General features: G+C 72.0%; 23 protein-coding genes. 16 read left to right on the top strand and 7 right to left on the bottom strand.

Annotation, left to right across the window (positions count from 1 at the left end):
* Positions 1-56: 56 nt before the first annotated feature.
* Complete coding sequence (locus IE177_RS21075) at positions 57-1,400, bottom strand: PH domain-containing protein (protein ID WP_506005061.1); 1,344 nt, start codon at positions 1,398-1,400, stop codon at positions 57-59.
* On the bottom strand, positions 1,385-1,921 hold the full coding sequence (locus IE177_RS21070; RefSeq protein ID WP_506005059.1) for a PH domain-containing protein: 537 nt from the start codon (positions 1,919-1,921) through the stop codon (positions 1,385-1,387). The genes IE177_RS21075 and IE177_RS21070 overlap by 16 nt, the downstream gene beginning before the upstream one ends.
* Between IE177_RS21070 and IE177_RS21065 the strand changes: the two genes are divergently transcribed.
* Positions 1,920-3,071 carry an NADH-quinone oxidoreductase subunit D gene (locus IE177_RS21065; RefSeq protein WP_190016923.1) on the top strand — a complete coding sequence of 384 codons (1,152 nt, stop codon included), beginning with the start codon at positions 1,920-1,922 and terminating at the stop codon, positions 3,069-3,071. The two genes, IE177_RS21070 and IE177_RS21065, sit on opposite strands and share 2 nt — an antisense overlap.
* 7 nt (positions 3,072-3,078) lie before the next feature.
* Here the strand turns inward: IE177_RS21065 and IE177_RS21060 are convergent, their stop codons facing one another.
* Positions 3,079-4,161 carry an SAM-dependent methyltransferase gene (locus IE177_RS21060; protein ID WP_190016922.1) on the bottom strand — a complete coding sequence of 361 codons (1,083 nt, stop codon included), beginning with the start codon at positions 4,159-4,161 and terminating at the stop codon, positions 3,079-3,081.
* A gap of 118 nt (positions 4,162-4,279) precedes the next feature.
* Between IE177_RS21060 and IE177_RS21055 the strand changes: the two genes are divergently transcribed.
* Positions 4,280-5,485, top strand: a complete 1,206-nt coding sequence (locus tag IE177_RS21055) for a sensor histidine kinase (RefSeq protein WP_190016921.1) — start codon at positions 4,280-4,282, stop codon at positions 5,483-5,485.
* Positions 5,486-5,606: 121 nt separating this feature from the next.
* Entirely contained in the window at positions 5,607-6,278 is a 672-nt protein-coding gene (locus tag IE177_RS21050; RefSeq protein WP_190016920.1) for a response regulator, read from the top strand.
* Positions 6,279-6,342: 64 nt separating this feature from the next.
* Here the strand turns inward: IE177_RS21050 and IE177_RS21045 are convergent, their stop codons facing one another.
* A complete protein-coding gene (locus IE177_RS21045) occupies positions 6,343-7,527 on the bottom strand; it encodes a threonine aldolase family protein (RefSeq protein WP_190016919.1) in 1,185 nt (394 codons plus the stop codon).
* Positions 7,528-7,711: 184 nt separating this feature from the next.
* Here IE177_RS21045 and IE177_RS21040 point away from each other — a divergent pair, with 184 nt between their 5' ends.
* The 10 genes from IE177_RS21040 (at position 7,712) to IE177_RS20995 (ending at position 16,262) form a co-directional block, all read left to right on the top strand.
* Positions 7,712-8,668, top strand: a complete 957-nt coding sequence (locus IE177_RS21040; RefSeq protein ID WP_190016918.1) for a Rossmann-like and DUF2520 domain-containing protein — start codon at positions 7,712-7,714, stop codon at positions 8,666-8,668.
* Positions 8,665-9,666, top strand: coding sequence for a pantoate--beta-alanine ligase (panC, locus tag IE177_RS21035; protein ID WP_190016917.1), 1,002 nt, complete (start codon positions 8,665-8,667; stop codon positions 9,664-9,666). The genes IE177_RS21040 and panC overlap by 4 nt, the downstream gene beginning before the upstream one ends.
* Entirely contained in the window at positions 9,663-11,384 is a 1,722-nt protein-coding gene (locus tag IE177_RS21030) for an L-aspartate oxidase (protein ID WP_190016916.1), read from the top strand. The genes panC and IE177_RS21030 overlap by 4 nt, the downstream gene beginning before the upstream one ends.
* Positions 11,385-11,389: 5 nt before the next feature.
* The gene (gene nadC / locus IE177_RS21025; RefSeq protein WP_190016915.1) at positions 11,390-12,367 is read left to right on the top strand and encodes a carboxylating nicotinate-nucleotide diphosphorylase; all 978 of its coding nucleotides are present in this window, start codon (positions 11,390-11,392) and stop codon (positions 12,365-12,367) included.
* Between the two features lie 5 nt (positions 12,368-12,372).
* Positions 12,373-13,170, top strand: coding sequence for a type III pantothenate kinase (locus IE177_RS21020; RefSeq protein ID WP_190016914.1), 798 nt, complete (start codon positions 12,373-12,375; stop codon positions 13,168-13,170).
* Positions 13,171-13,315: 145 nt separating this feature from the next.
* The gene (locus IE177_RS21015) at positions 13,316-13,963 is read left to right on the top strand and encodes a hypothetical protein (protein WP_190017112.1); all 648 of its coding nucleotides are present in this window, start codon (positions 13,316-13,318) and stop codon (positions 13,961-13,963) included.
* A gap of 378 nt (positions 13,964-14,341) precedes the next feature.
* A complete protein-coding gene (locus IE177_RS21010) occupies positions 14,342-14,524 on the top strand; it encodes a hypothetical protein (RefSeq protein WP_190016913.1) in 183 nt (60 codons plus the stop codon).
* A 236-nt stretch (positions 14,525-14,760) separates the two neighbouring features.
* Positions 14,761-15,180, top strand: coding sequence for a BlaI/MecI/CopY family transcriptional regulator (locus IE177_RS21005; protein WP_229816190.1), 420 nt, complete (start codon positions 14,761-14,763; stop codon positions 15,178-15,180).
* 9 nt (positions 15,181-15,189) lie between these two features.
* The gene (locus tag IE177_RS21000; RefSeq protein ID WP_190016911.1) at positions 15,190-15,723 is read left to right on the top strand and encodes an amino-acid N-acetyltransferase; all 534 of its coding nucleotides are present in this window, start codon (positions 15,190-15,192) and stop codon (positions 15,721-15,723) included.
* A 203-nt stretch (positions 15,724-15,926) separates the two neighbouring features.
* Positions 15,927-16,262: a histone-like nucleoid-structuring protein Lsr2 gene (locus IE177_RS20995; protein ID WP_190016910.1), complete on the top strand. Its 336-nt coding sequence runs from the start codon at positions 15,927-15,929 to the stop codon at positions 16,260-16,262.
* On the opposite strand, the gene IE177_RS20990 is transcribed toward IE177_RS20995, so the two are convergent.
* Positions 16,241-16,864: an SCO3374 family protein gene (locus IE177_RS20990; protein WP_190016909.1), complete on the bottom strand. Its 624-nt coding sequence runs from the start codon at positions 16,862-16,864 to the stop codon at positions 16,241-16,243. The genes IE177_RS20995 and IE177_RS20990 overlap by 22 nt on opposite strands.
* A gap of 429 nt (positions 16,865-17,293) precedes the next feature.
* On the opposite strand from IE177_RS20990, the gene IE177_RS20985 reads away from it, so the two are divergent.
* Positions 17,294-19,819, top strand: coding sequence for an ATP-dependent Clp protease ATP-binding subunit (locus tag IE177_RS20985; protein WP_190016908.1), 2,526 nt, complete (start codon positions 17,294-17,296; stop codon positions 19,817-19,819).
* A 72-nt stretch (positions 19,820-19,891) separates the two neighbouring features.
* Here the strand turns inward: IE177_RS20985 and IE177_RS20980 are convergent, their stop codons facing one another.
* Positions 19,892-20,497, bottom strand: a complete 606-nt coding sequence (locus tag IE177_RS20980; protein WP_190016907.1) for an HAD family acid phosphatase — start codon at positions 20,495-20,497, stop codon at positions 19,892-19,894.
* A 594-nt stretch (positions 20,498-21,091) separates the two neighbouring features.
* Here IE177_RS20980 and IE177_RS20975 point away from each other — a divergent pair.
* On the top strand, positions 21,092-21,643 hold the full coding sequence (locus tag IE177_RS20975; RefSeq protein ID WP_190016906.1) for a M23 family metallopeptidase: 552 nt from the start codon (positions 21,092-21,094) through the stop codon (positions 21,641-21,643).
* A gap of 56 nt (positions 21,644-21,699) precedes the next feature.
* Here the strand turns inward: IE177_RS20975 and IE177_RS20970 are convergent, their stop codons facing one another.
* Complete coding sequence (locus IE177_RS20970; RefSeq protein WP_190016905.1) at positions 21,700-22,299, bottom strand: TetR/AcrR family transcriptional regulator; 600 nt, start codon at positions 22,297-22,299, stop codon at positions 21,700-21,702.
* Between the two features lie 124 nt (positions 22,300-22,423).
* Here IE177_RS20970 and IE177_RS20965 point away from each other — a divergent pair, with 124 nt between their 5' ends.
* Complete coding sequence (locus IE177_RS20965) at positions 22,424-24,001, top strand: MDR family MFS transporter (RefSeq protein WP_190016904.1); 1,578 nt, start codon at positions 22,424-22,426, stop codon at positions 23,999-24,001.
* Positions 24,002-24,085: the final 84 nt, after the last annotated feature.

The following is a 24,085-nucleotide window of genomic DNA, read 5'->3' as shown; positions in this document are numbered from 1 at the left end:
GTACCCGCCACGCACCGGGCCCGGCCTTCCCGAGCAGGGAGCCGGGCCTTCGTGCGTCAGCCGGTCATCCAGCGGTCCGGGCGGGCGTTGCGGCGGCCGGTACGGGAGCGCTCCGCCTGCTCGCGCAGCAGCCGTGCGGCCTCCCCCGCGTCCCGCAGCCGGGCCGTGACGGTCTTGCCGGCCCCGGTGTCCACGTGCACGTCGGCGAGCCCGTTGCGGCGCTCCCAGGGCCCCTGGGTGAGCCGTACGCTCTGCACCTTGGCGTGCGGAACCAGGGAGAGCCTGCGGCACAGCAGGCCGCCGCGGGTGACGAACACCGCGCCGGTGACCGCGAGGAGGTGTCCGCGCCACCACATCGGCACGCACCACCGGGCCCGCCGTGGCGGCCGCGACAGCTCGTGCGGCACCGTCACGCCGGGCAGCACGCGCGCGACGACCGACTCGGCGAGCGAGCGCGGGGCGACCGGGATCAGCACCGAGTTCTCGGACCCGGCCACGTCGAGCTCCACCCGGACCCAGTCCAGCCGCCGCCACAGCAGCGGTTCCACGATCCGCACGGTCTGCACCCGGCCGGGCGGCACCGTCTCGTGCGCACGGTCGAGCAGCCCGTGGTCGATGCGCAGCCCGTCCGGGGACTCGCTCACCGACCAGTCGAACTCGGAGACGAACCGTCCCGCGCTGCTCGCACCGGCCCCGCCGAGCAGCGGCACGGCGGTCGCGAGGACCGTCCACAGGCTGTGGGTGGTGAGCCACAGCACGGTCGGCACGACGATCGCGGCGGCCAGCGATCCCCAGGTGGCGCCCGTCAGTGCCAGGGCGCGGGCCAGCTCGCGCGGGGGCACGCGCACCAGCTCGCGCGCCGGCGCCTCGCCCACTTCGCGCGCCGTCTCGGGCGCGAAACCGGCGGCGCGCGCGAGCAGCTCCGCGCGCAGGGCACGTGCCTCCCGCTCGCCCAGGAAGGCCAGCTCGTCCTTGTCGTCGGCGCCGACGACGTCGATCCGCAGCTTCGCGACACCCGCCACGCGCGCGAGGAGCGGACGGGAGACGTCCACGGCCTGGACGCGCTCCAGCCGGATGTGCGCCGTGCGCCGGAACAGCAGCCCGGTGCGGATGCGCAGTTCGGTGTCGGTGACCGCGAAGTGCGTGAACCACCAGGACAGGAAGCCGTAGAGGCCGGCCACCGGCACCACCACCGAGAGGCCCAGCAGGAGCATCGTGGTGGTCAGCCGGGCCAGCTGCTCCTGGGCCCCGTTCGGGTCGTGCACCGCCCAGCCGGCCAGCACGGCGACCGGCGCCCACGCCCGGCGGAAGGGCGTGACCGGGTGCAGCCGGCGCTCGGTGACGGGCGGGCGCTCCGGTATGTCCCCGCCGGGGCCCGGGGAGGTCACAGGCCCGCCGATCGGGCCTCGCCCAGCTCGGTGAGCCGGTCGCGCAGCCGCTCCGCCTCGGCCGGGTCCAGGCCGGGGATCGTCGCGTCGGTCGCCGCGGCCGCCGTGTGCAGCTGCACGGTGGCCAGCCCGAAGCGCCGCTCCACGGGCCCGGAGGTCACCTCCACCAGCTGCATCCGCCCGTACGGCACCACCGTCTCCTCGCGCCAGAGCACCCCACGGCTGATCAGCAGGTCGTCGGCGCGCTCGGCGTACCGCCACGAGCGCCAGTTGCGTTCCAGCAGCCGCCAGCCCCACGCGGCGAGGGCGGGCGGCAGCAGCGCGAGGGCCGCCCACGCGGGCCCCGCCAGCAGGCCCAGCAGCAGCCCCGCGGCGACCGCGAGCACCCCTGTCCACACCAGCACCAGCAGGCGGCGCACGCGCAGCAGGGCCGGCTGCACCCCCCGCCACACCGGCTCGTCCGCCGGTGTCCCCGTCTCTTCCCGGCTCCCCGTTTCCATGGGACCAGCGTACGTAGGGGAAACTGGGGCCATGACTCCTACGACGGAGACCACGGTCGGGATCGGCGGCGCCGCGGAGAGCACCGACATGGTGCTCAACATCGGGCCCCAGCACCCGTCCACGCACGGCGTGCTGCGGCTCAGGCTCGTGCTGGACGGGGAGCGCATCGTGCACGCGGAGCCGGTGATCGGCTACATGCACCGCGGAGCCGAGAAGCTGTTCGAGGCGCGCGACTACCGGCAGATCATCATGCTCGCCAACCGCCACGACTGGCTGTCGGCCTTCTCGAACGAGCTGGGCGTGGTCCTGGCCGTGGAGCGGATGCTCGGCATGGAGGTCCCCGAGCGGGCGGTGTGGACGCGCACGCTGCTCGCCGAGCTGAACCGGGTGCTGAACCACCTGATGTTCCTCGGCTCGTACCCGCTGGAGCTGGGCGGGATCACGCCGGTTTTCTACGCGTTCCGGGAGCGCGAGGTGCTCCAGAACGTCATGGAGGAGGTCTCCGGCGGGCGCATGCACTACATGTTCAACCGCGTCGGCGGCCTCAAGGAGGACCTGCCGGCCGGCTGGGCAGCACGCGCGCGTGCCGCGGTCGCCGACGTGCGCTCCCGCATGGACGTCTTCGACGACCTGGTGCTCGGCAACGAGATCTTCCGGGGGCGCACGCGCGGGGTCGGAGCGCTCTCGCCCGAGGCCGTGCACGCCTACGGGGTGAGCGGGCCCATCGCCCGCGCCTCGGGCGTCGACCTCGACCTGCGCCGCGACGAGCCGTACCTGGCGTACGGCGACCTCCAGGACACCCTCAAGGTGGTCACCCGCGCCGAGGGCGACTGCCTCGCCCGCTTCGAGATCCTGCTGGAGCAGACCCACAACGCGCTGTACCTCGCGGACGCCTGCCTCGACCGGCTCGCGGAGCTGGCGCCGGGCCCGATCAACCAGCGGCTGCCGAAGGTGCTGAAGGCACCCGAGGGACACACGTACGCCTGGACCGAGAACCCGCTCGGCATCAACGGCTACTACCTGGTCAGCAAGGGTGAGAAGACCCCGTACCGGCTGAAGCTGCGCTCGGCGTCGTACAACAACATCCAGGCCCTGACCGAGCTGCTGCCGGGGACGCTGGTGGCGGACATGGTGGCGATCCTGGGCTCGATGTTCTTCGTGGTCGGGGACATCGACAAGTAGGCGGGCGTCAGGCGCCGGACCCGGCGAGCGGGTCGGGGATCCCGGCCGGCTGGACCAGCCAGCCGAAGTCGCCGAGGCCGCCCGGGGCGGTGAGTTCGGCCGCCTCCCCGGCACCGGCGAGGGCGCGCACGTAGGCGGCGGGGTCCGTGGAGGCCAGCGCGAGCGGCGGGCGTGCGCCGGTGATGTCCAGGGCGCGCAGAGCGGCGCGCTGGGTGAGCAGGCGCGCGGCGGGCAGCGTGCGCGCCGCCGGGCCGCCGGGCGTGGCCGGCGGGCTCGCGGGCGCGTGGGCCGCGGCCGCGCACGCGTCCAGGGCCACGTGGGCCGTGATGTCGCAGGAGCCGTCCGGGACGGGAGCCGTCTCACGGCCTTCCCGGAAGCCGGTGAGCGTCCCGAACGGGGGGCGTGCGCCCACGGCGTGCGCGTAGTCCACGGCCACGGCGAGGCCGCGCACCACCCGCTCGACGGCGGACGCCCAGGCCCGGTCCCGGGGCAGCCCGATCTCCGCCCGCAGCCCCTCCTCGGCCGGCAGCGGCCACCAGCGCGCCAGCCAGTCCGCGTCCTCGCCCGACACCGGCTCCCCGAGCCGCTCGGAGCCGTCCGGGGCGACGAGCACCAGCCGGGGCACGCCCGAGGCGTCCACCTCGACGACGTCCACGGGCACGTTGTCCAGCCACTCGTTGGCGAACAGCAGTCCGGTGACCGCCTCCGGGGGCTCGTCCAGCCAGCTGATCCGCCCGTCCAGGCCGGCGGGGCGGCCGGCGATCTCGACGGCGTGCACCCGCGCGCGAGCGGCCACCTCCGGAGGCAGGACGGCGAGCACCCCGGCGGCCAGCTCGCCCCGCCCGGCCCCCATGTCAACGAAGTCGAGGGCCTCAGGCCGCCCCAGCGCCTCGTCGACCCGGCACAGCAGCCGGGCCACGGCCCCCGCGAACAGCGCCGAGGCGTGCACAGAGGTACGGAAGTGGCCGGCCGGACCCTCGGGCCGCCGGTAGAAGCCGCCGGGCCCGTACAGGGCCGCTGCGGCCGCCGTGCGCCAGCCGCACCGGCCGCGCTCGCCGCTCGGACTCCCGGCCGTCGTCCCATCCGTCACCGCACCAGACTAGGCGCACAGGTGATCACCTCCTCCACCTTGGGGAGTACGTGCGCCGGGCGCGGATCGGCCCTCCGGTTGACCCCTGCACACATCCGGTTTCCCTACGCTGGGTTACGTGCAGCGCCTCTACGACTTCCTCCGCCGCCACCCGACCTGGGTCGACACCTTCTGGGCCGTCGTCCTGCTCGGGCTGTCCGCGCTGAGCGTGGTCAGTCTCCGAGGGGTGCGCGGTCACCACGGGAGCCTCGCCGCCGGAATGGCCGTGTCCACCGTCCTGTGCGTCGTCGTCGCGCTGCGCCGCCGCTTCCCGGAGGCGATGCTGCTGCTCGCCCTCGCGACCGGCCTGGTCCAGCTGGTCCTGGACGTCGAGTCGACCGTCGCCGACTTCGCGATGCTGGTGATCACCTGCACGGTCGCGGCGGTCGGCGCGCACTGGGCCTCCCGGCTCGCCCTCGCCGTCAGCCTGTGCGCGGCCGTCGTTGCGCAGATCCGCTGGCCGGCCGAGCACACCGGCTTCCTCGGGCAGGCGGCGATAGCCGCCTTCCAGACGGTGCCCTTCGCCCTCGCCTGGGTGCTCGGCGACTCCATGCGCACCCGGCGCGCCTACTTCGCGCAGCTGGAGGAGCGCGCCGCCCGTCTGGAGAAGGAGCGCGAGGCGCAGGCCAAGGTCGCGGTCGCCGCCGAGCGCGCCCGCATCGCGCGCGAGCTGCACGACGTCGTCGCGCACAACGTGTCGGTGATGGTCGTGCAGGCCGACGGCGCCGCCTACGTCCTCGACGCCGCCCCCGACCAGGCCAGGAAGGCCCTGGAGACGATCTCCTCCACCGGCCGCCAGGCCCTCGCCGAGATGCGCCGCCTGCTGGGCGTGCTGCGCACCGGCGAGCACCAGGAGAGCGGGGAGTACGTCCCGCAGCCCGACGTCGAGCAGATCGACGAGCTCGTCGAGCAGTGCCGCACCTCGGGTCTCCCCGTCGACTTCAAGGTCGAGGGCACCCCGCGCCCGCTGCCCAGCGGCGTGGAGCTGACCGCGTACCGGATCGTGCAGGAGGCGCTCACCAACACGCGCAAGCACGGCGGCCCGAACACGGGTGCGAGCGTCCGGCTGGTCTACTTCGACGACGGACTCGGCCTGCTCGTCGAGGACGACGGCAAGGGGGCGCCGCACGAGCTGTACGAGGAGGGCGGCGCCGACGGGCAGGGGCACGGCCTGATCGGCATGCGCGAGCGGGTCGGCATGGTCGGCGGCACGCTGGACGCCGGACCGCGCCCGGGCGGAGGATTCCGCATCAGCGCGCTCCTGCCGCTCAAACCGGCGCACTGACGTCCGTACGTGCCCGGTGGGGCGCCCGTCACGCCCCGGTCGTGACACGCTTCGGACCGCACCCCTGATCGTCCGCCCCGACCGCCCCCCTTGTCCGCCCGCCCCGAACGAAAGAGACCCGATGCCGATCCGCGTGATGCTCGTCGACGACCAGATGCTGCTGCGCACCGGGTTCCGGATGGTGCTCGCCGCCCAGCCGGACATGGAGGTCGTCGCGGAGGCGGGCGACGGCGTCGAGGCCCTCCAGGTGCTGCGGTCCACCGCGGTCGACGTCGTCCTGATGGACGTCCGCATGCCGAAGCTGGACGGCGTGGAGACGACCCGGCGGATCTGCTCCGGGCCGAACCCGCCGAAGGTGCTGATACTGACCACGTTCGACCTGGACGAGTACGCCTTCTCCGGGCTCAAGGCGGGCGCCTCGGGCTTCATGCTCAAGGACGTGCCGCCGGGCGACCTGCTGGCCGCCATCCGCGCCGTGCACAGCGGTGACGCGGTGGTGGCGCCCTCCACCACCCGGCGCCTGCTCGACCGCTTCGCGCCGATGCTGCCCTCCGCCGGCAAGGAGCCCCAGCACAAGGAGCTCCAGCGGCTCACCGACCGGGAGCGCGAGGTGATGGTGCTGGTCGCGCAGGGCCTGTCGAACGGCGAGATCGCGGCCCGGCTGGTGCTGAGCGAGGCGACGGTGAAGACCCACGTGGGCCGCATCCTGACGAAGCTCGGCCTGCGCGACCGGGTGCAGGTGGTGGTGCTGGCCTACGAGACGGGCCTGGTGCGGGCGGGCGGCCACGGCTGACGGCTCCCGCACCGGGAGCGCCCGGCGCGCACCGGGCCCCGGCCGACCGCCGGGCCCCGTCCGGCTACGCCTGATCCGGCAGCCGGTCCACGAATTCCCGCACGGCCGCGCGGACGTCGTCGGGCGTCCATTCCAGGCCGTCGGCACGGACGGCGACCTCCGTGCACGCGATGCCGGGCGCCGCGTCGTGCCAGGGGTTCGCGAAGAGCATCACCGCCGTCTCCTCGGCCTGGCGCACGGCGGCCTCGGCCACCGCGTCGGCCCCGTACGGCAGCCAGACCTGGAACTCGTGCGTGTGCGGCACCTCGGGGTGGACACGCGCCCAGGGCACCCCGGCCGCGGCGAATCCCTCGCGCAGCGCGGCCGCGACCACGCGCGCGTGCCGCACGTACTCGGGCAGCCGGGGCAGCTCGCGGTCCAGCCCGACGAGCGCGGACAGCGCGGTCGGGAACTGCTGGAAGATCTGGCCGCCGTACCGGTGCCGCCAGGTCCGCGCCTCCTCGATCAGCGTCTTCGGACCGGCGAGCGCGGCGCCGCCGAAGCCGTCGAGGGACTTGTAGAACGACACGTAGACGGTGTCGGCGAGGGCCGCGATCGCGTCCAGCGGACGTCCGAAGTGTTCGGTGCACTCCCACAGCCGCGCGCCGTCGATGTGCACCACCGCGTCGCGCTCCCGCGCCGCCTCGACGACCTCGGTCAGCTCCTCCCAGGTGGGCAGCACGAAGCCGGCGTCCCGGAGCGGCAGTTCCAGCATCAGGGCCCCGAAGGGCTCCTCGAAGTCGCGTATCTCGGCTGCCGTGGGGTGCCGATGCCCGCCGCCCACACCGACCGGGCGCAGGCCGCTGACCTGGCTGAAGGCCTGCCGTTCGTGCACCGCCGGGTGGGCGAGCGGGTGCAGCGCCACCGTCGGGTTGCCGGTGCGGGCCGCCCAGCAGCGCAGGGCCACCTGCTGGGCCATCGTGCCCGTGGGGAAGAACGCGGCGGCCTCGGTGCCGAGCAGCGCGGCGACCCGGTCCTCAAGGGCGGCCACGACCCGGTTGCCGTAGATGTCGGCCGGTTCGTCCAGGTCGTACGCCTCGGCCGCCGCCTCCGGCAGCCGGGCGAGGCGCTCGCGGAGCGTGCCGCCCCAGCTCGCGCGCGACAGAGTGCGCCGCACCTGCCGCTGGGCGGCCGCGCGCCGCTCCCGCAGCCCCTCCTGCCGTGTGCGTCGCCCGTCCTGCCCGGTGCCCTGCTCAGCCATGTCCGTCATGCCGCGGATCATGCCGTGCCGGACCGGTCCGGGGCACCGGGATTTCCGCCCGGCGGAGCCGCCCGGACGGCGTGGCGTAACCCACAGCCTGTGGACGGCCGGCCGCCGCCGGACCGGATAGCGTTAACATGACGAGAAATCGTCCGGTACCCAGAGCGGACTGGAACGGGAAGGCCTCCGTCGCGTGAGTACAGTCCACCAGCCAGACCTCAAGGACCGCCCCGCGCGGCTCGCCGTCGGCGTCGTCGGCGCCGGCCGGGTGGGCCCCGCGCTGGCCGCGTCCCTCCAACTCGCCGGGCACCGCCCGGTGGCCGTCTCCGGAGTCTCCGACGCCTCCCGCAGGCGGGCCGGTGCGATGCTCCCGGGCGTGCCGCTGGTGTCCCCCGCCGAGGTCCTCCAGCGCGCCGACCTGGTGCTGCTCACCGTCCCCGACGACGCCCTGCCCGGCCTGGTCGCAGGGCTCGCCGAGACCGGCGCGGTACGGCCGGGACAGCTGCTCGTGCACACCTCCGGCCGGTACGGCACCAGGGTCCTCGATCCCGCCCTGCGCGCGGGCGCCCTGCCGCTGGCGCTGCACCCGGCGATGACCTTCACCGGCACCCCGGTGGACGTGCAGCGCCTCGCGGGCTGCTCCTTCGGCGTCACCGCGCCCGGGGAGCTGCGCCTGGCCGCCGAGGCCCTGGTCGTCGAGATGGGCGGCGAGCCGGAGTGGATCAGCGAGGAGAACCGCCCGCTCTACCACGCGGCCCTCGCGCTCGGTGCCAACCACCTGGTCACCCTGGTCGCCCAGTCGATGGAGCTGCTGCGCACGGCCGGCGTGACGGCGCCCGACCGGATGCTCGGCCCGCTGCTCGGCGCCGCACTCGACAACGCCCTGCGCTCCGGCGACGCCGCCCTCACCGGGCCCGTCGCGCGCGGGGACGCCGGAACGGTCGCCGCGCACGTCACCGAGTTGCGCAGGCACGCCCCGCAGACCGTGGCCAGCTACCTGGCGATGGCCCGCGCGACCGCCGACCGGGCGCTCGCGCACGGGCTGCTGAAGCCCGAACTGGCCGAGGACCTGCTCGGGGTACTCGCCGACGGGGACGACGGCCCGAGCGGCACCGACGGCATCGACGGCACCGAGGGGAACGACCGATGAGCACCGCCCTGCTGAGCACCGCCGAGGAGCTGCACGCGCGCGTGCGCCACGGCCGCCGGGCCGTCGTGATGACCATGGGCGCCCTGCACGAGGGGCACGCGACCCTGATCCGGGCCGCGCGTGAGATCGCCGGCCCGGACGGCGAGGTCGTCGTCACGGTCTTCGTCAACCCGCTGCAGTTCGGCGCGGGCGAGGACCTGGACCGCTACCCGCGCACCCTCGAAGCCGACCTGAAGCTCGCCGGGCAGGCGGGCGCGGACGCCGTGTTCGCCCCTGCCGTCGACGAGGTCTACCCGGGCGGCGAACCCCAGGTGCGCGTCTCCGCGGGCCCCATGGGCGAGCGGCTGGAGGGCGCCTCGCGGCCCGGCCACTTCGACGGGATGCTCACCGTCGTCGCCAAGCTGCTGCACCTCACCCGGCCCGACGTGGCCCTGTACGGACAGAAGGACGCCCAGCAGCTGGCCCTCATCCGGCGCATGGTGCGGGACCTGAACTTCGGCGTCGAGATCACCGGCGTACCGACCGTGCGAGAGGAGGACGGGCTCGCCCTGTCCAGCCGCAACCGCTACCTCTCGCCCGACGAGCGCCGTACCGCCCTCGCGCTGTCCCGGGCGCTGTTCGCCGGACGCGACCGGCACGCCGCGCAGGAGGCGCTGCGCGCGCGGGCGCGGGAAGTGCCCTCCACGAAGGCGCGTGCCGAGGCCCTGAGCGCCATAGGGGAGTCCCGCGCGGCGGCCGACGCCCACGCGGTGGCCACGGCCGCGCCCGGCGGTCAGGCGGCCGTACGGGCCGCCGCCCGCCAGGTCCTGGACGAGGCCGCCCGCTTCGACCCGCCGCTGCGGCTGGACTACCTCGCACTGGTGGACCCCGCGGACTTCAGCGAGATCGGCGACGGCTTCACCGGCGAAGCCGTCCTCGCCGTCGCCGCCCGGGTCGGCACGACCCGGCTGATCGACAACGTCCCCCTCACCTTCGGATCCCTCGGAGCCGCCTCGTGACCAGCACAGGCATACGACTGCACGCCCCCGCCCCCGGGTGGCACATCACGGCGGACGTGGTCGTCGTCGGCTCCGGGGTGGCCGGCCTGACCGCGGCCCTGCGCTGCGAGGCCGCCGGGCTCACGACGGTCGTGGTCACCAAGGCCCGCCTGGACGACGGCTCGACCCGCTGGGCGCAGGGCGGCATCGCCGCGGCCCTCGGCGAGGGCGACACCCCCGAGCAGCACCTGGCGGACACCCTGGTGGCGGGCGCGGGCCTGTGCGACGAGGAGGCCGTACGGATCCTCGTCACCGAGGGTCCCGACGCCGTGCGGCGGCTCATCGACACCGGCGCCCACTTCGACGAGTCCTCGGAGGGAGAGCTGGAACTCACCCGCGAGGGCGGCCACCACCGGCGCCGGATCGCGCACGCGGGCGGCGACGCGACCGGCGCCGAGATCTCCCGCGCACTCGTCGAGGCCGTACGCGCCCGTGGTCTGCGCACCGTCGAGAACGCGCTCGTGCTGGACCTGCTCACCGACGCCGAGGGCCGCACCGCCGGCGTCACCCTGCACGTCATGGGGGAGGGCCAGCACGACGGCGTGGGCGCCGTGCACGCCCCCGCCGTGGTCCTCGCGACCGGCGGCATGGGCCAGGTGTTCTCCGCGACCACCAACCCGTCCGTGTCGACCGGCGACGGCGTGGCGCTGGCGCTGCGCGCGGGCGCGGAGGTCAGCGACCTGGAGTTCGTGCAGTTCCATCCGACCGTGCTGTTCCTCGGCGCGGACGCGGAGGGGCAGCAGCCGCTGGTCTCGGAGGCGGTGCGCGGCGAGGGCGCCCACCTCGTCGACGCCGACGGCGTGCGGTTCATGACCGGGCAGCACGAGCTGGCCGAGCTGGCGCCCCGGGACATCGTCGCCAAGGGCATCATGCGGCGGATGCAGGAGCGGGACGCCGAGCACATGTTCCTCGACGCCCGGCACTTCGGCGCCGAGATGTGGGAGCACCGCTTCCCGACCATCCTGGCCGCCTGCCGCGCCAACGGCATCGACCCGGTCACCGAGCCCATCCCGATCGCCCCGGCCGCCCACTACGCCTCCGGGGGCGTCCGCACCGACGCGCGGGGCCGGACGACCGTCCCCGGGCTGTACGCGTGCGGGGAGGTCGCCTGCACCGGCGTGCACGGCGCCAACCGGCTCGCCTCCAACTCCCTCCTCGAGGGTCTGGTCTACGCCGAGCGCATCGCCGCCGACATCGCCTCGGCCCGCGAGGAGGACGGCCTCCACGCGCGCGTGCCCGCACCGGTCCCGGATCCCGGGCGGCCCGCCCACCCGCTGCTCGCCGCCGAGTCGCGGTTCGCCATCCAGCGGATCATGTCCGAGGGCGCGGGCGTGCTGCGCTCCGAGGAGTCCCTCGCCAAGGCAGCGGACCAGCTCCAGCGACTGCACGGCGAGGCCCGCGACGCGCTCGACGAGAACGGCAAGACCTCCGAGCCCGGCGTCGACACCTGGGAGGCCACCAACCTCCTGTGCGTGGCCCGGGCCCTGGTGGCCGCCGCCCGGCTGCGCGAGGAGACCCGCGGCTGCCACTGGCGCGAGGACCACGCCGAACGCGACGACAGCGGCTGGCGCCGCCACATCGTCGTACGGCTCGGTCCGGACCGGTCGCTGGCCGTGCACACCACCGAGACCGCAGACTTCCCCCCTGTCCGGCAGAACCCGCGCCCCCAGGAGCAGTGACAGACGTGAGCACCGACGACCTTCCCCTCGCCCCGACCGGCGGCTGCGGTGACGGCTGCGCCTGCGGCGCGGAGGGCGACGAGGAGTACCTGGAGTGCGGGCTCGACCCCGCGCTCGCCGAGCTGCTGGCCGCCGCGGGACTCGACCCACTGGAGGTCGAGGACATCGCCAACGTCGCCATCCAGGAGGACCTGGACGGCGGCGTGGACGTGACGACCGTCTCGACCATCCCCGAGGACGCGGTGGCGACCGCCGACTTCACCGCGCGCGAGGCGGGCGTCGTGGCCGGCCTCAGGGTCGCCGAGGCCGTGCTCTCCGTGGTCTGCACGGACGAGTTCGAGGTCGAGCGGCACGTCGAGGACGGTGACCGGATCGAGGCCGGGCAGAAGCTGCTGTCGGTCACCACGCGCACGCGTGACCTGCTGACCGCCGAGCGCAGCGCCCTGAACATCCTGTGCCGGCTGTCCGGCATCGCGACCGCCACGCGCGCGTGGGCGGACGCGCTGGAGGGCACCAAGGCGCGCGTGCGCGACACCCGCAAGACGACGCCGGGCCTGCGCTCGCTGGAGAAGTTCGCCGTGCGCTGCGGCGGCGGCGTCAACCACCGCATGTCGCTGTCCGACGCGGCCCTCGTGAAGGACAACCACGTGGTCGCCGCCGGCGGCGTAGCCCAGGCCTTCAAGGCCGTACGGGAGTCCTTCCCGGAGGTGCCGATCGAGGTCGAGGTCGACACCCTGCACCAGCTGCGCGAGGTGGTGGACGCGGGCGCCGACCTCATCCTGCTGGACAACTTCACGCCCGGCGAGTGCGAGGAGGCCGTCGGCATCGTCGCCGGCCGGGCACTGCTGGAGGCGTCGGGCCGGCTCACCCTCGCCAACGCGCGCGCGTACGCCGCGACCGGCGTGGACTTCCTGGCCGTCGGCGCGCTCACCCACTCCTCGCCGATCCTGGACATCGGCCTGGACCTGCGCGAGGCGGAGTAACGGCCATGCTGCTCACGATCGACGTCGGCAACACGCACACCGTCCTCGGCCTGTTCGACGGTGAGGACATCGTCGAGCACTGGCGCATCTCCACGGACGCGCGCCGCACGGCGGACGAGCTGGCGGTGCTCCTGCAGGGCCTGATGGGCATGCACCCGCTGCTCGGCGAGGAGCTGGGCGACGGCATCGACGGCATAGCGATCTGCGCGACCGTCCCCTCGGTCCTGCACGAGCTGCGCGAGGTCACCCGACGCTACTACGGCGACGTACCCGCCGTGCTGGTGGAGCCGGGCGTGAAGACGGGCGTCCCGATCCTCACCGACAACCCCAAGGAGGTCGGCGCCGACCGGATCATCAACGCGGTCGCCGCCGTCGAGCTGTACGGCGGTCCGGCGATCGTCGTCGACTTCGGTACGGCGACGACGTTCGACGCGGTCTCCGCGCGAGGGGAGTACGTCGGCGGCGTCATCGCGCCCGGCATCGAGATCTCCGTGGAGGCGCTCGGCGTCAAGGGCGCCCAGCTGCGCAAGATCGAGGTGGCCCGGCCGCGCAGCGTGATCGGCAAGAACACCGTCGAGGCCATGCAGGCGGGCATCGTGTACGGCTTCGCCGGGCAGGTCGACGGCGTCGTCAGCCGGATGGCGCGGGAACTGGCCGACGATCCGGACGACGTCACGGTGATCGCCACGGGCGGGCTCGCGCCGATGGTGCTGGGGGAGTCCTCGGTGATCGACGAGCACCAGCCGTGGCTGACGCTGATCGGCCTGCGGATGGTGTACGAGCGGAACGTCGCCCGCCTGTGAGGTGACCGGCGCCCCGGCCGGGTGGTGGCCCCGGCCGGGGGAAGCGCGGGAGCGACACGCGACCGCACGACATCCGTTTCCGTCGCTTTTGTCCGATTAGCGATAGCGTCACCGCATGCCCACGCCCTACGGATCCCGCGGCGGCATGGCGTTCGGTGTGGAGGAGCTGCGTGTGCTCCGCCGCGCCCTCGCCCTCGCCCTTCACCCCGGCCGAGCGTCCGCCGAGGACGTCCAGGACTGCCTGCGCCTCGCCGAGTCGCTCGACGAGGCGATGACCGAGAGCGCAAGGCTGCGCGCCTTCCTGGTGGCCGACCTCGGGCGCTATCGGGCCGCGCTGCCGGGGACCGCCACCGGCTACTTCGCCCTCCTGGAGGAGGCGCTGGGCGCCGGGCACCGGCCGACACCGGACGACCTCGCCGCCCTCCGGGCGCTGCGCGGCAACCGCGTGGCGGCGGCCCTGCTGGACCGCTGCCAGCTACTGGCCGAGCAGGACGTGAGGGCCCGGTTCGCGCAGGGCGGGCGCAAGGTGCCCGCACCCGCCGTGCCGCCCGCCCGCACCCGCCTGCTGGCACTGGCGGGCGGCGCGGGGCGGTCGGCGGCCCACCAGGCCGGTGAGCCGCGGAAACCCGCGCAGAAGCCGCCTGCGCCCCCCACGCCGGCACCCCCGGAACGCCCCGCGGCGGAGCCGCCCGCGCCGAAGCGGCCGGTACCGACGCCGGGAGAGGTGTTCCCCCGCCGTAAGCCGGCGCCTCCGGCGGATCCGCCCGACAGCTCCCGCCTGGCCGCCGGCTGAATCCCCGCCCCCGGCTCGGCCGCCGGCCGCCGCCCTGGCCTCCCGGCCTGGTCGATGGCCGCCGCGCCGGCCCCCCGGCGGGGTCGTCGGCTGCCGGCCGGACGGGCTCTGGCAGCCGACCGCCGCCCGGTCTGGTCGTCGGCTGCCTCCCGGCCCCCGCCCTGCCCGCCGGCCGAAACACCGGCCCCCGCCCTGGTCGCCGGCCGAAACACCGGCCCCGCCCTGGTCGCCGATCGAAATGCCGGCCCCCGTTCCCCGCTCGGCTGCGCCGTCCGGCCTCCCACTCCCCGCCCTCAGGGCACCTGTCCGGGCGCCCGGGCGGGTTGGACGGGAGTGCCCCGGGGCCTTGGGGCGGAGGTGCGTGGCTACTCTGGTGGCATGGACTACGTCGCCGCGCTCGTGCCCCCGGTCGTCATGGCCGCCTTCTTCATCGGTGTGGTCAGGGTGATCGTCAAGACTCAGGGCGGGGCCGCCAAGGCCAAGGAGGACGCGGCCGTGGACGCCGCTCTCGCGCGCGCCGAGGGCGCCCACCAGGCTTCCGCCGGCGGCGGCCAGATCTGAGCTCACGGCGCCCCGCAGGGCGCACCACGGCGGTGTCCAGGGGCCGCCACGCGACACGCGGCGCCGACGACCGCGCGCCGGTCCGCCCGCACGGCTTCGCGCGCCCACCCCTCCCGCCGTCCTCGCCCTTTTTGCACGTATTCGTCGGATTGGTGCGTCCGGCACGCCATTGCCGGGATCTCCCACTATTGTTCTGAGTTGTGCCTCGCCCATTGGGAGAACTCGAAGACGCGGTCATGACGCGGGTGTGGAAGTGGAACCGCCCGGTGACCGTTCGGGAAGTCCTGGAAGACCTGCAGCAGGAACGCTCCATCGCGTACACCACCGTGATGACGGTTTTGGACAATCTCCATCAGAAGGGCTGGGTGCGCCGCGAGGCGGAAGGGCGGGCCTATCGATATGAGGCCGTCTCCACGCGGGCCGCGTACGCCGCCGCCCTCATGAACGACGCCTGGTCCCAGAGCGACAACCCGGCCGCCGCTCTCGTCGCCTTCTTCGGGATGATGAGCGAGGAACAGCGCCAGGCGCTCAGGGACGCCGTACGCATCGTCCAGGGACCCGAGGAAACACGGGAACCCGCCGAAGCCCGGCAAGAGGAGATCCCCGCCCCGACGGAGGAGAACCCCGGCTCGGCGGAGGACGGCGACGGGCGATAGCGTCCGCTCATGTCAGCGCAGCGTCCCGAAGTCCCCGCAAAAGCCGTCACCGTCCGGCGGGCCCGGACCGGCGATGTCCCGGCCGTGCGCCGCCTCCTAGACGACTACACCCGTGACCGCATCCTGCTCGACAAAGCCACGGTCACGCTTTACGAGGACATCCAGGAGTTCTGGGTCGCGGAACGCGACGACAACGCCGAGGTGGTCGGCTGCGGTGCGCTGCACGTCATGTGGGAGGACCTCGCGGAAGTCCGCACCCTGGCCGTGAAGCCCGGACTCAAGGGCGCCGGCGTCGGCCACCGGCTGCTGGAGAAGTTGCTGCAGACCGCACGCTGGCTCGGCGTTCGCCGGGTTTTCTGCCTGACCTTCGAAGTCGACTTCTTCGGGAAGCACGGCTTCGTCGAGATCGGCGAGACGCCGGTCGACACCGATGTGTACGCGGAGCTGTTGCGTTCCTATGACGAGGGCGTCGCGGAGTTCCTCGGTCTCGAACGAGTGAAACCGAACACCCTGGGCAACAGCCGGATGCTTCTGCATCTGTGATCGTCATTGCCGGTGCCTCTATGTCCGAAACGCGCACGTTTCCGGGCGGAGCCGGTCCGCCGGGTCTCTCCCAGGGGTTTGTGTTTTTCCGGCAAAAGCGGTTTGCTTTCCGACGTACTGCAGTACTGCATATAACAGGGGCGGCGAAACGGCGGACGCCGCAGACCCCCTCACCCCGAACGTTATCGATGAAAGGAAATCCGGTGGCACAGAAGGTTCAGGTCCTTCTTGTCGACGACCTCGACGGCGGCGAGGCGGACGAGACCGTGACGTTCGCGCTGGACGGGAAGACGTACGAGATCGATCTCACGACTGCCAATGCGGACAAGCTGCGCGGCCTTCTCGACCCTTATGTGAAGGGCGGTCGCCGTACCGGAGGCCGTGCCTCTGGGGGGCGTGGAAAGGCGCGTGCCGCTTCCGGTGGCAACCAGGACACCGCGGCGATCCGCGCCTGGGCGAAGGAGAACGGCTACGACGTCAACGACCGCGGTCGCGTTCCGGCGTCCATCCGCGAGGCCTACGAGAAGGCCAACGGCTGATTTCGCAGCCGGAGCCGGTGGCACCGAACCGCCACCGTGTCCAGCAGCCGCACGAGATCGGGGGCGCTCCCCTCGCGTCCCACGGCCGGCAGGGCCGGCAGCGAGGCATCGGCCTCGCACCCCGGCCCGGGGGGCCGCAGCCACACGGCGGCCCCCTGCACGGAACCCGGACCCTCCCCGAAGCCGCCGGCCACGGCCGGCGCCATGGGAGCCTCCATGGAGCCACCCACCCCGAGGACCTCGAGGTCGAGGGCGACGGCGCTCCATTCCAGCCAGTCCAGCACCCCCGGCAGCTCCTCCGCACTGCCCGCGGCCACCAGCAGCCGCATCCGGTCGCCCCGCAAGGCCACCGGAGAGCCCGGCGCGAGATGCCGGAGCGCACCCGCGCCCGCCTCGGCCGGCACGTCCAGGACGTCGAACCGCACCCCCGTCAGCAGGCGCAGCGGCCGTCCGGGCGCCGTCGCCCAGCCCAGATCGTTCTCGTACCAGCACCTGACCCGGGCGGCCGGGTCGGCCGCGGGAACGCAGGGCGGTTCCGCATCCGGACCGGGGGGCCGACGGGGATGGGGTAACGAGAGGTTCCTACGGACGGAGCCAGCCATGACAAGTGCAACCTCCGAAGTGACCCGCGGGTTACGCTGGGCTCCCGGTCGAACGCACAGAGTGCGGAAAAGGGGGCGCGAGGGGCGCGGGGGAGGCGCAAGGTTGTTCGCCCATAGCGGAGTGCACAGGGGCGCGCGGCATGGAGTGTCAGTCCCGGCGGGTAAGACATGCCTAGTGGGAGGGGGCGACACGCAGCGCGGGACGTCTCACGTTCGCCATCGGCGTACTGGCGACTGGGGTAACTGTCTGGCCTGCGGGAACATCGTCTCGCACCATCGGGTTGGAGCAGATGTCGGCGTCAGGGGTCAGGAGGCCATCGACGGTGTCGGCAGTTGGAATGAGCGGTCCCCGCTTGCGGGACTAAGCTGCGGAAGGACAGGGAGGGGAAGTTCCCCCCACTGCCTGACCGCTCTGAGGAGCGATTAACGATGTTCGAGAGGTTCACCGACCGCGCGCGGCGGGTTGTCGTCCTGGCTCAGGAAGAAGCCCGGATGCTCAACCACAACTACATCGGCACCGAGCACATCCTCCTGGGTCTCATCCACGAGGGCGAAGGTGTCGCCGCTAAGGCCCTGGAGAGCCTCGGCATTTCGCTTGAGGCGGTCCGCCAGCAGGTGGAGGAGATCATCGGCCAGGGCCAGCAGGCCCCGTCCGGGCACATCCCCTTCACCCCCCGTGCCAAGAAGGTCCTGGAGCTGTCGCTCCGCGAGGCCCTTCAGCTGGGCCACAACTACATCGGCACGGAGCACATCCTGCTCGGCCTGATCCGCGAGGGCGAGGGCGTCGCCGCCCAGGTCCTCGTGAAGCTGGGCGCAGACCTGAACCGGGTGCGGCAGCAGGTCATCCAGCTGCTCTCCGGCTACCAGGGCAAGGAGACCGCCACCGCGGGCGGCCCGGCCGAGGGCACGCCCTCGACCTCTCTCGTCCTGGACCAGTTCGGCCGGAACCTCACCCAGGCCGCCCGTGAGTCCAAGCTCGACCCGGTCATCGGGCGCGAGAAGGAGATCGAGCGGGTCATGCAGGTGCTGTCCCGCCGCACCAAGAACAACCCGGTGCTGATCGGTGAGCCCGGCGTCGGCAAGACCGCCGTCGTCGAGGGCCTCGCCCAGGCCATCGTCAAGGGCGAGGTGCCCGAGACCCTCAAGGACAAGCACCTCTACACCCTCGACCTGGGCGCCCTGGTCGCCGGCTCCCGCTACCGCGGTGACTTCGAGGAGCGCCTGAAGAAGGTGCTCAAGGAGATCCGCACCCGCGGCGACATCATCCTGTTCATCGACGAGCTGCACACGCTGGTCGGTGCGGGTGCCGCCGAGGGCGCCATCGACGCGGCCTCCATCCTGAAGCCGATGCTGGCCCGCGGTGAGCTGCAGACCATCGGTGCGACCACCCTGGACGAGTACCGCAAGCACCTGGAGAAGGACGCCGCCCTGGAGCGCCGCTTCCAGCCCATCCAGGTCGCCGAGCCGTCCCTGCCGCACACGATCGAGATCCTCAAGGGTCTGCGTGACCGTTACGAGGCGCACCACCGCGTCTCCATCACGGACGAGGCCCTGGTCCAGGCCGCCACCCTGGCCGACCGCTACATCTCCGACCGCTTCCTGCCCGACAAGGCGATCGACCTGATCGACGAGGCCGGTTCCCGGATGCGCATCCGCCGGATGACCGCTCCGCCGGACCTGCGCGAGTTCGACGAGAAGATCGCCGGCGTCCGCCGGGACAAGGAGTCCGCGATCGACTCGCAGGACTTCGAGAAGGCCGCCTCCCTGCGCGACAAGGAGAAGCAGCTCCTGGCCGCCAAGGCCAAGCGGGAGAAGGAGTGGAAGGCCGGCGACATGGACGTCGTCGCCGAGGTCGACGGCGAGCTGATCGCCGAGGTCCTCGCCACGGCCACCGGCATCCCGGTCTTCAAGCTGACCGAGGAGGAGTCCAGCCGCCTGCTCCGCATGGAGGACGAACTCCACAAGCGGGTCATCGGCCAGGTCGACGCCGTCAAGGCGCTGTCGAAGGCGATCCGCCGTACGCGCGCCGGCCTGAAGGACCCGAAGCGTCCGGGTGGTTCGTTCATCTTCGCCGGCCCGTCCGGTGTCGGTAAGACCGAACTGTCCAAGGCGCTCGCCGAGTTCCTCTTCGGTGACGAGGACGCCCTGATCTCCCTCGACATGTCGGAGTTCAGCGAGAAGCACACCGTGTCGCGTCTCTTCGGTTCGCCCCCCGGCTACGTCGGGTACGAAGAGGGCGGCCAGCTGACCGAGAAGGTCCGCCGCAAGCCGTTCTCCGTCGTCCTGTTCGACGAGGTCGAGAAGGCCCACCCGGACATCTTCAACTCGCTGCTGCAGATCCTGGAGGACGGTCGCCTGACCGACTCCCAGGGCCGGGTCGTGGACTTCAAGAACACGGTCATCATCATGACGACCAACCTCGGCACCCGGGACATCTCCAAGGGCTTCAACCTCGGCTTCGCGGCCGCGGGCGACACGAAGACCAACTACGAGCGCATGAAGAACAAGGTCCAGGACGAGCTCAAGCAGCACTTCCGGCCCGAGTTCCTCAACCGCGTCGACGACGTGGTCGTCTTCCCGCAGCTGACGCAGCAGGACATCCTGCGGATCGTCGACCTGATGATCAGCAAGGTGGACGAGCGCCTGAAGGACCGGGACATGGGCATCGAGCTCTCCCAGTCCGCCAAGGAGCTGCTGTCCAAGAAGGGCTACGACCCGGTGCTGGGTGCCCGGCCGCTGCGCCGCACGATCCAGCGCGAGGTCGAGGACACGCTCTCGGAGAAGATCCTCTTCGGCGAGCTGCGCCCCGGTCACATCGTGGTCGTGGACACCGAGGGCGAGGGTGAGTCGCAGACCTTCACCTTCCGCGGTGAGGAGAAGTCCGCGCTGCCGGACGTCCCGCCGATCGAGCAGGCGGCCGGCGGTGCCGGACCGAACCTGAGCAAGGACGCGTAAGCGTCGGGGCGATCCCACGAGAGGGGCCGGTGCCTTCGGGCACCGGCCCCTCTCGCGTGCCTGGGCAGCGGCCTACGACAACTGGCCGTCGTAGTCGGGCAGTTTGAACGTCTTCTCGGCGTGGCCGCCCGAGAGGTCGGTGGCGCTGTTGCCGATGTTCGCGATGATCTTGTAGCCCTGGTTCTCGATGCCGACGCGCTGGGCGGTCTTGTAGGCGGCGACGTCCTTGAAGAGGTCGACCAGGCCACGGACGTACAGGCCTGACACCTCGTAGCCGTCGTGCTCGAGGTTGTACTCGGTAGGCCAGTAGACGATGCCCGGGCGGGCGGTCACGAAGAACAGCTTGACGCCGTGCTCCTGGGCGTAGCGGGCGACGTTCAGGACGGGCTTGTTGGCCGGCTGCGGGTAGCTGAAGCCGAAGTCGGTCTCCAGCGTGGTGTTGTCGATGTCGAAGACGATCGCCTGCTTCTCGCCCGGTCCGGCGGCGGCGATGCGGGCCTTCAGGTAGGGCAGGGCCTGGTCCATCACCGTCTGGCAGTCGTGCTGCCAGGTGGCGTAGTCGACCTTCGCGGAGGAGCTGCTCGTGGTCGCGGCCTCGGCCGGGGCGGCCAGTGCGGCCAGGGAGGCCACGGAGACGGTGGTAACGGCCATACGGCGCGCCCAGGGGCGTCGGGTCATCGGTGGGGGGTCCTCTCACGTCGGTACGCGTGCGTGCCTGAATGTCAGGGGCATGATCTGAGGTGAGGGTGGCGCGAGGGGAACCGTAGGGTTACCGACGGGTAGTCGCATAGGGGTCTGCGTCACATTTCTTCGGAACGGTGAGGGCGCGGGTCACTTTTCCGGAGGCTTTTCGAGGCCTGGGTCACATATGCCCGGACAAGCCCGAAGAGGCCTGGGTCACAAAACCCCTGCGCCGCGAATGGCCTGGGTCACACAAGTCGGCCGCAAAGCGAGAGGCCTGGGTCACATTGCGAGGCCGGGGCGGTGACATGGGGCACAGGCGAAATGTCCGGTACTACAGTGATTAGTGCAGGGATAAACGCGACAAAGTACGCATATACCGGAAGTCGCTCATGAAACGGCCAGCTCAGGGCGCCAGGGCTCTGTGGTCTATATGTCAAGAAGTGGGTGATTTCCCGGACTTCTACTAGGAAGTGCCGTAGAACACCCCCTTTGTGGCGGGTTGGGGTGTCGGGTTACCAATGAATGGCCGCCGCGGTGAATGTCTGTGCGCCGAGCGGTCCATTTGTTCCCGACTCCCACGAGGTCCACATGTTCCAGCGCGTCACGTCCCGTTCTTCCCGTACGTCCTCGCTCCGCAACCGTGTGACCGTCATGGCCGCCGGAGTCGGCGCCGCGGCCGTGCTGGGTACCGGGGTCGCGAGCGCCGCCGCGCCGTCCGCCACTTCCTGGGTCGACCCGGTGAAGAAGTACACGCTCTCCGCCAGCTTCATGCAGGCCGGCAGCCACTGGGTCGCCAAGCACAGCGGCCAGGACTTCGCCGTGCCGACCGGCACCGACGTCAACGCCGCGCACGGCGGCACCGTCGTCAAGGCCGGCCCCAACGGCGCCGGTGACGGCCCCGCGTACGGCAACGCCGTCGTCATCAAGCACGACAACGGCACCTACTCGCAGTACGCGCACCTGTCCCGGATCGACGTCAAGATCGGCCAGGTCGTCAAGACCGGCCAGCACATCGCCCTGTCGGGCAGCACCGGCAACTCGACCGGTCCGCACCTGCACTTCGAGATCCGTACGACCCCGAACTACGGCTCCGCCGTCGACCCGGTCGCCTTCCTGCACGCCAAGGGCGTGAAGGTCTGATCCACGGGGTCGTGATCCCCGCGTGACCGCCCAGGGCCTGTCCTTCCGGACAGGCCCTACCTGTTTCCCCGGGCGTGCTCGTGCGCCTGTTCGATCAGGCCCAGGGCGACCTCGAGAACGGCCTCGCGCTTCTTCACCGGGTCGCCTTCCAGGTCCTGCATGACGAACATCCCGGCGTGCAGCGTGAACATCGCGCTGACGGAGCGCACCTGGTCCACCAGGTCCGCCGCGGGATCTATGAGGATGTCGCGCAGTCCGCGCATCCGGTCCTTGAAGGAGTCGCCGATGCGCAGCTCCCGGACCGTCGCCTGGTTCTCCTGCATGAAGCGGAAGAGTGGTTCGGCGCCGGCGAGCGCCTCGCTGTAGCGCCGGACGAGCTCCTGCTTGGTCTCCAGGGTGGGCGGCTGCTGCCGGCCCCACTCGATCAGGTCCTCGATCGGCTTCGTCAGGTCCTCGAAGAGGCTGACGATGATCTCTTCCTTGGTCTTGAAGTGGTAGTACAGGGCCGCCTTGGTGACGTCGAGACGCTCGGCGATCTCGCGCAGCGAGGTCTTTTCGTACCCCTGCTCCGCGAAGAGTTCGAGCGCCACGTCCTGGATGCGCTGGCGGGTGTTGCCGCGGCGCTGTTGCTTGGTGCCGTCCATGGTGCCGCCCATCCTCGTACTCCTCGCGCTCCCACGGAAACTTACTTGACGCCCGGCTAGTAGCGGGTTACCTTCCCAGTGTAGTGAACTAGCCGGGCGGCAAGTAAGTGCCAGCCGCAGGGGGAGTGAGAAAACGATGGCGGACACAGTCGGCGGCGTCACCGAGGGCAAACAGCCCAAGAGCGTGCGCGTCGTCCTGCTCGCACTCATGATCGCGATGATGCTCGCGATGCTGGACAACATGATCGTCGGTACGGCGATGCCGACGATCGTGGGCGAGCTGGGCGGCCTGGAGCACCTGTCCTGGGTGGTCACCGGGTACACCCTGGCCACCGCGGCCTCGACCCCCATCTGGGGCAAGGTCGGCGACATGTTCGGGCGCAAGGGCGCCTTCCTCAGCTCGATCGTGATCTTTCTGATCGGCTCGGCGCTGAGCGGCATGGCCCAGGACATGGGCCAGCTGATCGCCTTCCGCGCCGTGCAGGGTCTGGGCGCCGGCGGTCTGATGGTCGGCGTCATGGCCATCATCGGCGACCTCATACCGCCGCGTGAGCGGGGCAAGTACCAGGGCATGATGGCCGCCGTCATGGCGCTGGCGATGATCGGCGGTCCGCTGGTCGGCGGCACCATCACCGACAACTGGGGCTGGCGCTGGGCCTTCTACATCAACCTGCCGCTCGGCGCGGTCGCGCTCGCGCTGGTCACCGCCGTGCTGCACCTGCCGAAGAAGCGGGCCAAGGCGGGCATCGACTACCTCGGCGTGCTGCTGCTGACCGTCGGCATCACCTCCATCGTCCTGGTCACCACCTGGGGCGGCACCGAGTACGCCTGGACGTCCGCGCGGATCATGGAGCTGATCGGCATCGGCGTGGCCGCGCTGGTCGGGTTCGTGTTCTGGCAGACCAAGGCCGCCGATCCGGTCGTGCCGCTGCACATCTTCCGCAGCCGCAACTTCACCCTGATGTCCCTGATCGGCTTCATCACCGGCTTCGTGATGTTCGGCGCCACGCTCTTCCTGCCGCTGTACCAGCAGGCGGTTCAGGGCGCCTCCGCGACCAACTCCGGTCTGCTGCTGCTGCCGATGCTCGGCGCGATGCTCGTGACCTCGATGGTCGCCGGCCGGGTCACGACCAACAGCGGCCGCTACAAGGCGTTCCCGATCGCCGGTGGCGCGCTGATGATCGTCGGCCTGTACCTGCTGTCGCTGATGGACACGGACACCACCCGGCTGACCTCCGGCATCTACATGGCCGTGGTCGGCGCGGGCATGGGCTGCCTGATGCAGATCACCATGCTGGTGGCGCAGAACAGCGTCGAGATGAAGGACATGGGTGTGGCGTCCTCGTCCACCACCCTGTTCCGGACGCTCGGCTCCTCCTTCGGTGTGGCCATCATGGGCGCGCTGTTCAACCACCGGGTCCAGGACGTGATGGCCGAGCGGGCCGGCGCGCTGGGCAAGAACATCACGGAGAAGTCGGCGCAACTGGACGCGAAGAGCCTGGAGAAGCTGCCAGCGGCGGCGCGGGAGGCGTACCAGCACGCGGTGTCCTCCGGTACCCACTCGGCGTTCCTGCTGGGTGCGGCGGTCGCCGTGCCGGTGCTGATCATGGCGTTGTTCGTCAAGGAGGTGCCGCTGCGCAGCGGGCCGCAGAAGCCGGCGTCCCCGCAGGACGGCGACGACGTGGCACCGGTGCAGGTGATCGAGGCGGTCTGAGTCCCGCCCGCCAGAAGCGAAGGAAGACCCCCGGTCGGTGTCCGCCCCCGGGGGTCTTCCCCATTCAGCCTGTCCCGCGCCGGC

This window comes from Streptomyces lucensis JCM 4490, from assembly GCF_014650035.1.
Lineage (GTDB): Bacteria > Actinomycetota > Actinomycetes > Streptomycetales > Streptomycetaceae > Streptomyces > Streptomyces lucensis.
Note: the sequence above shows the minus strand (reverse complement) of the source record. Positions and strands in the feature narration are given on the sequence as shown.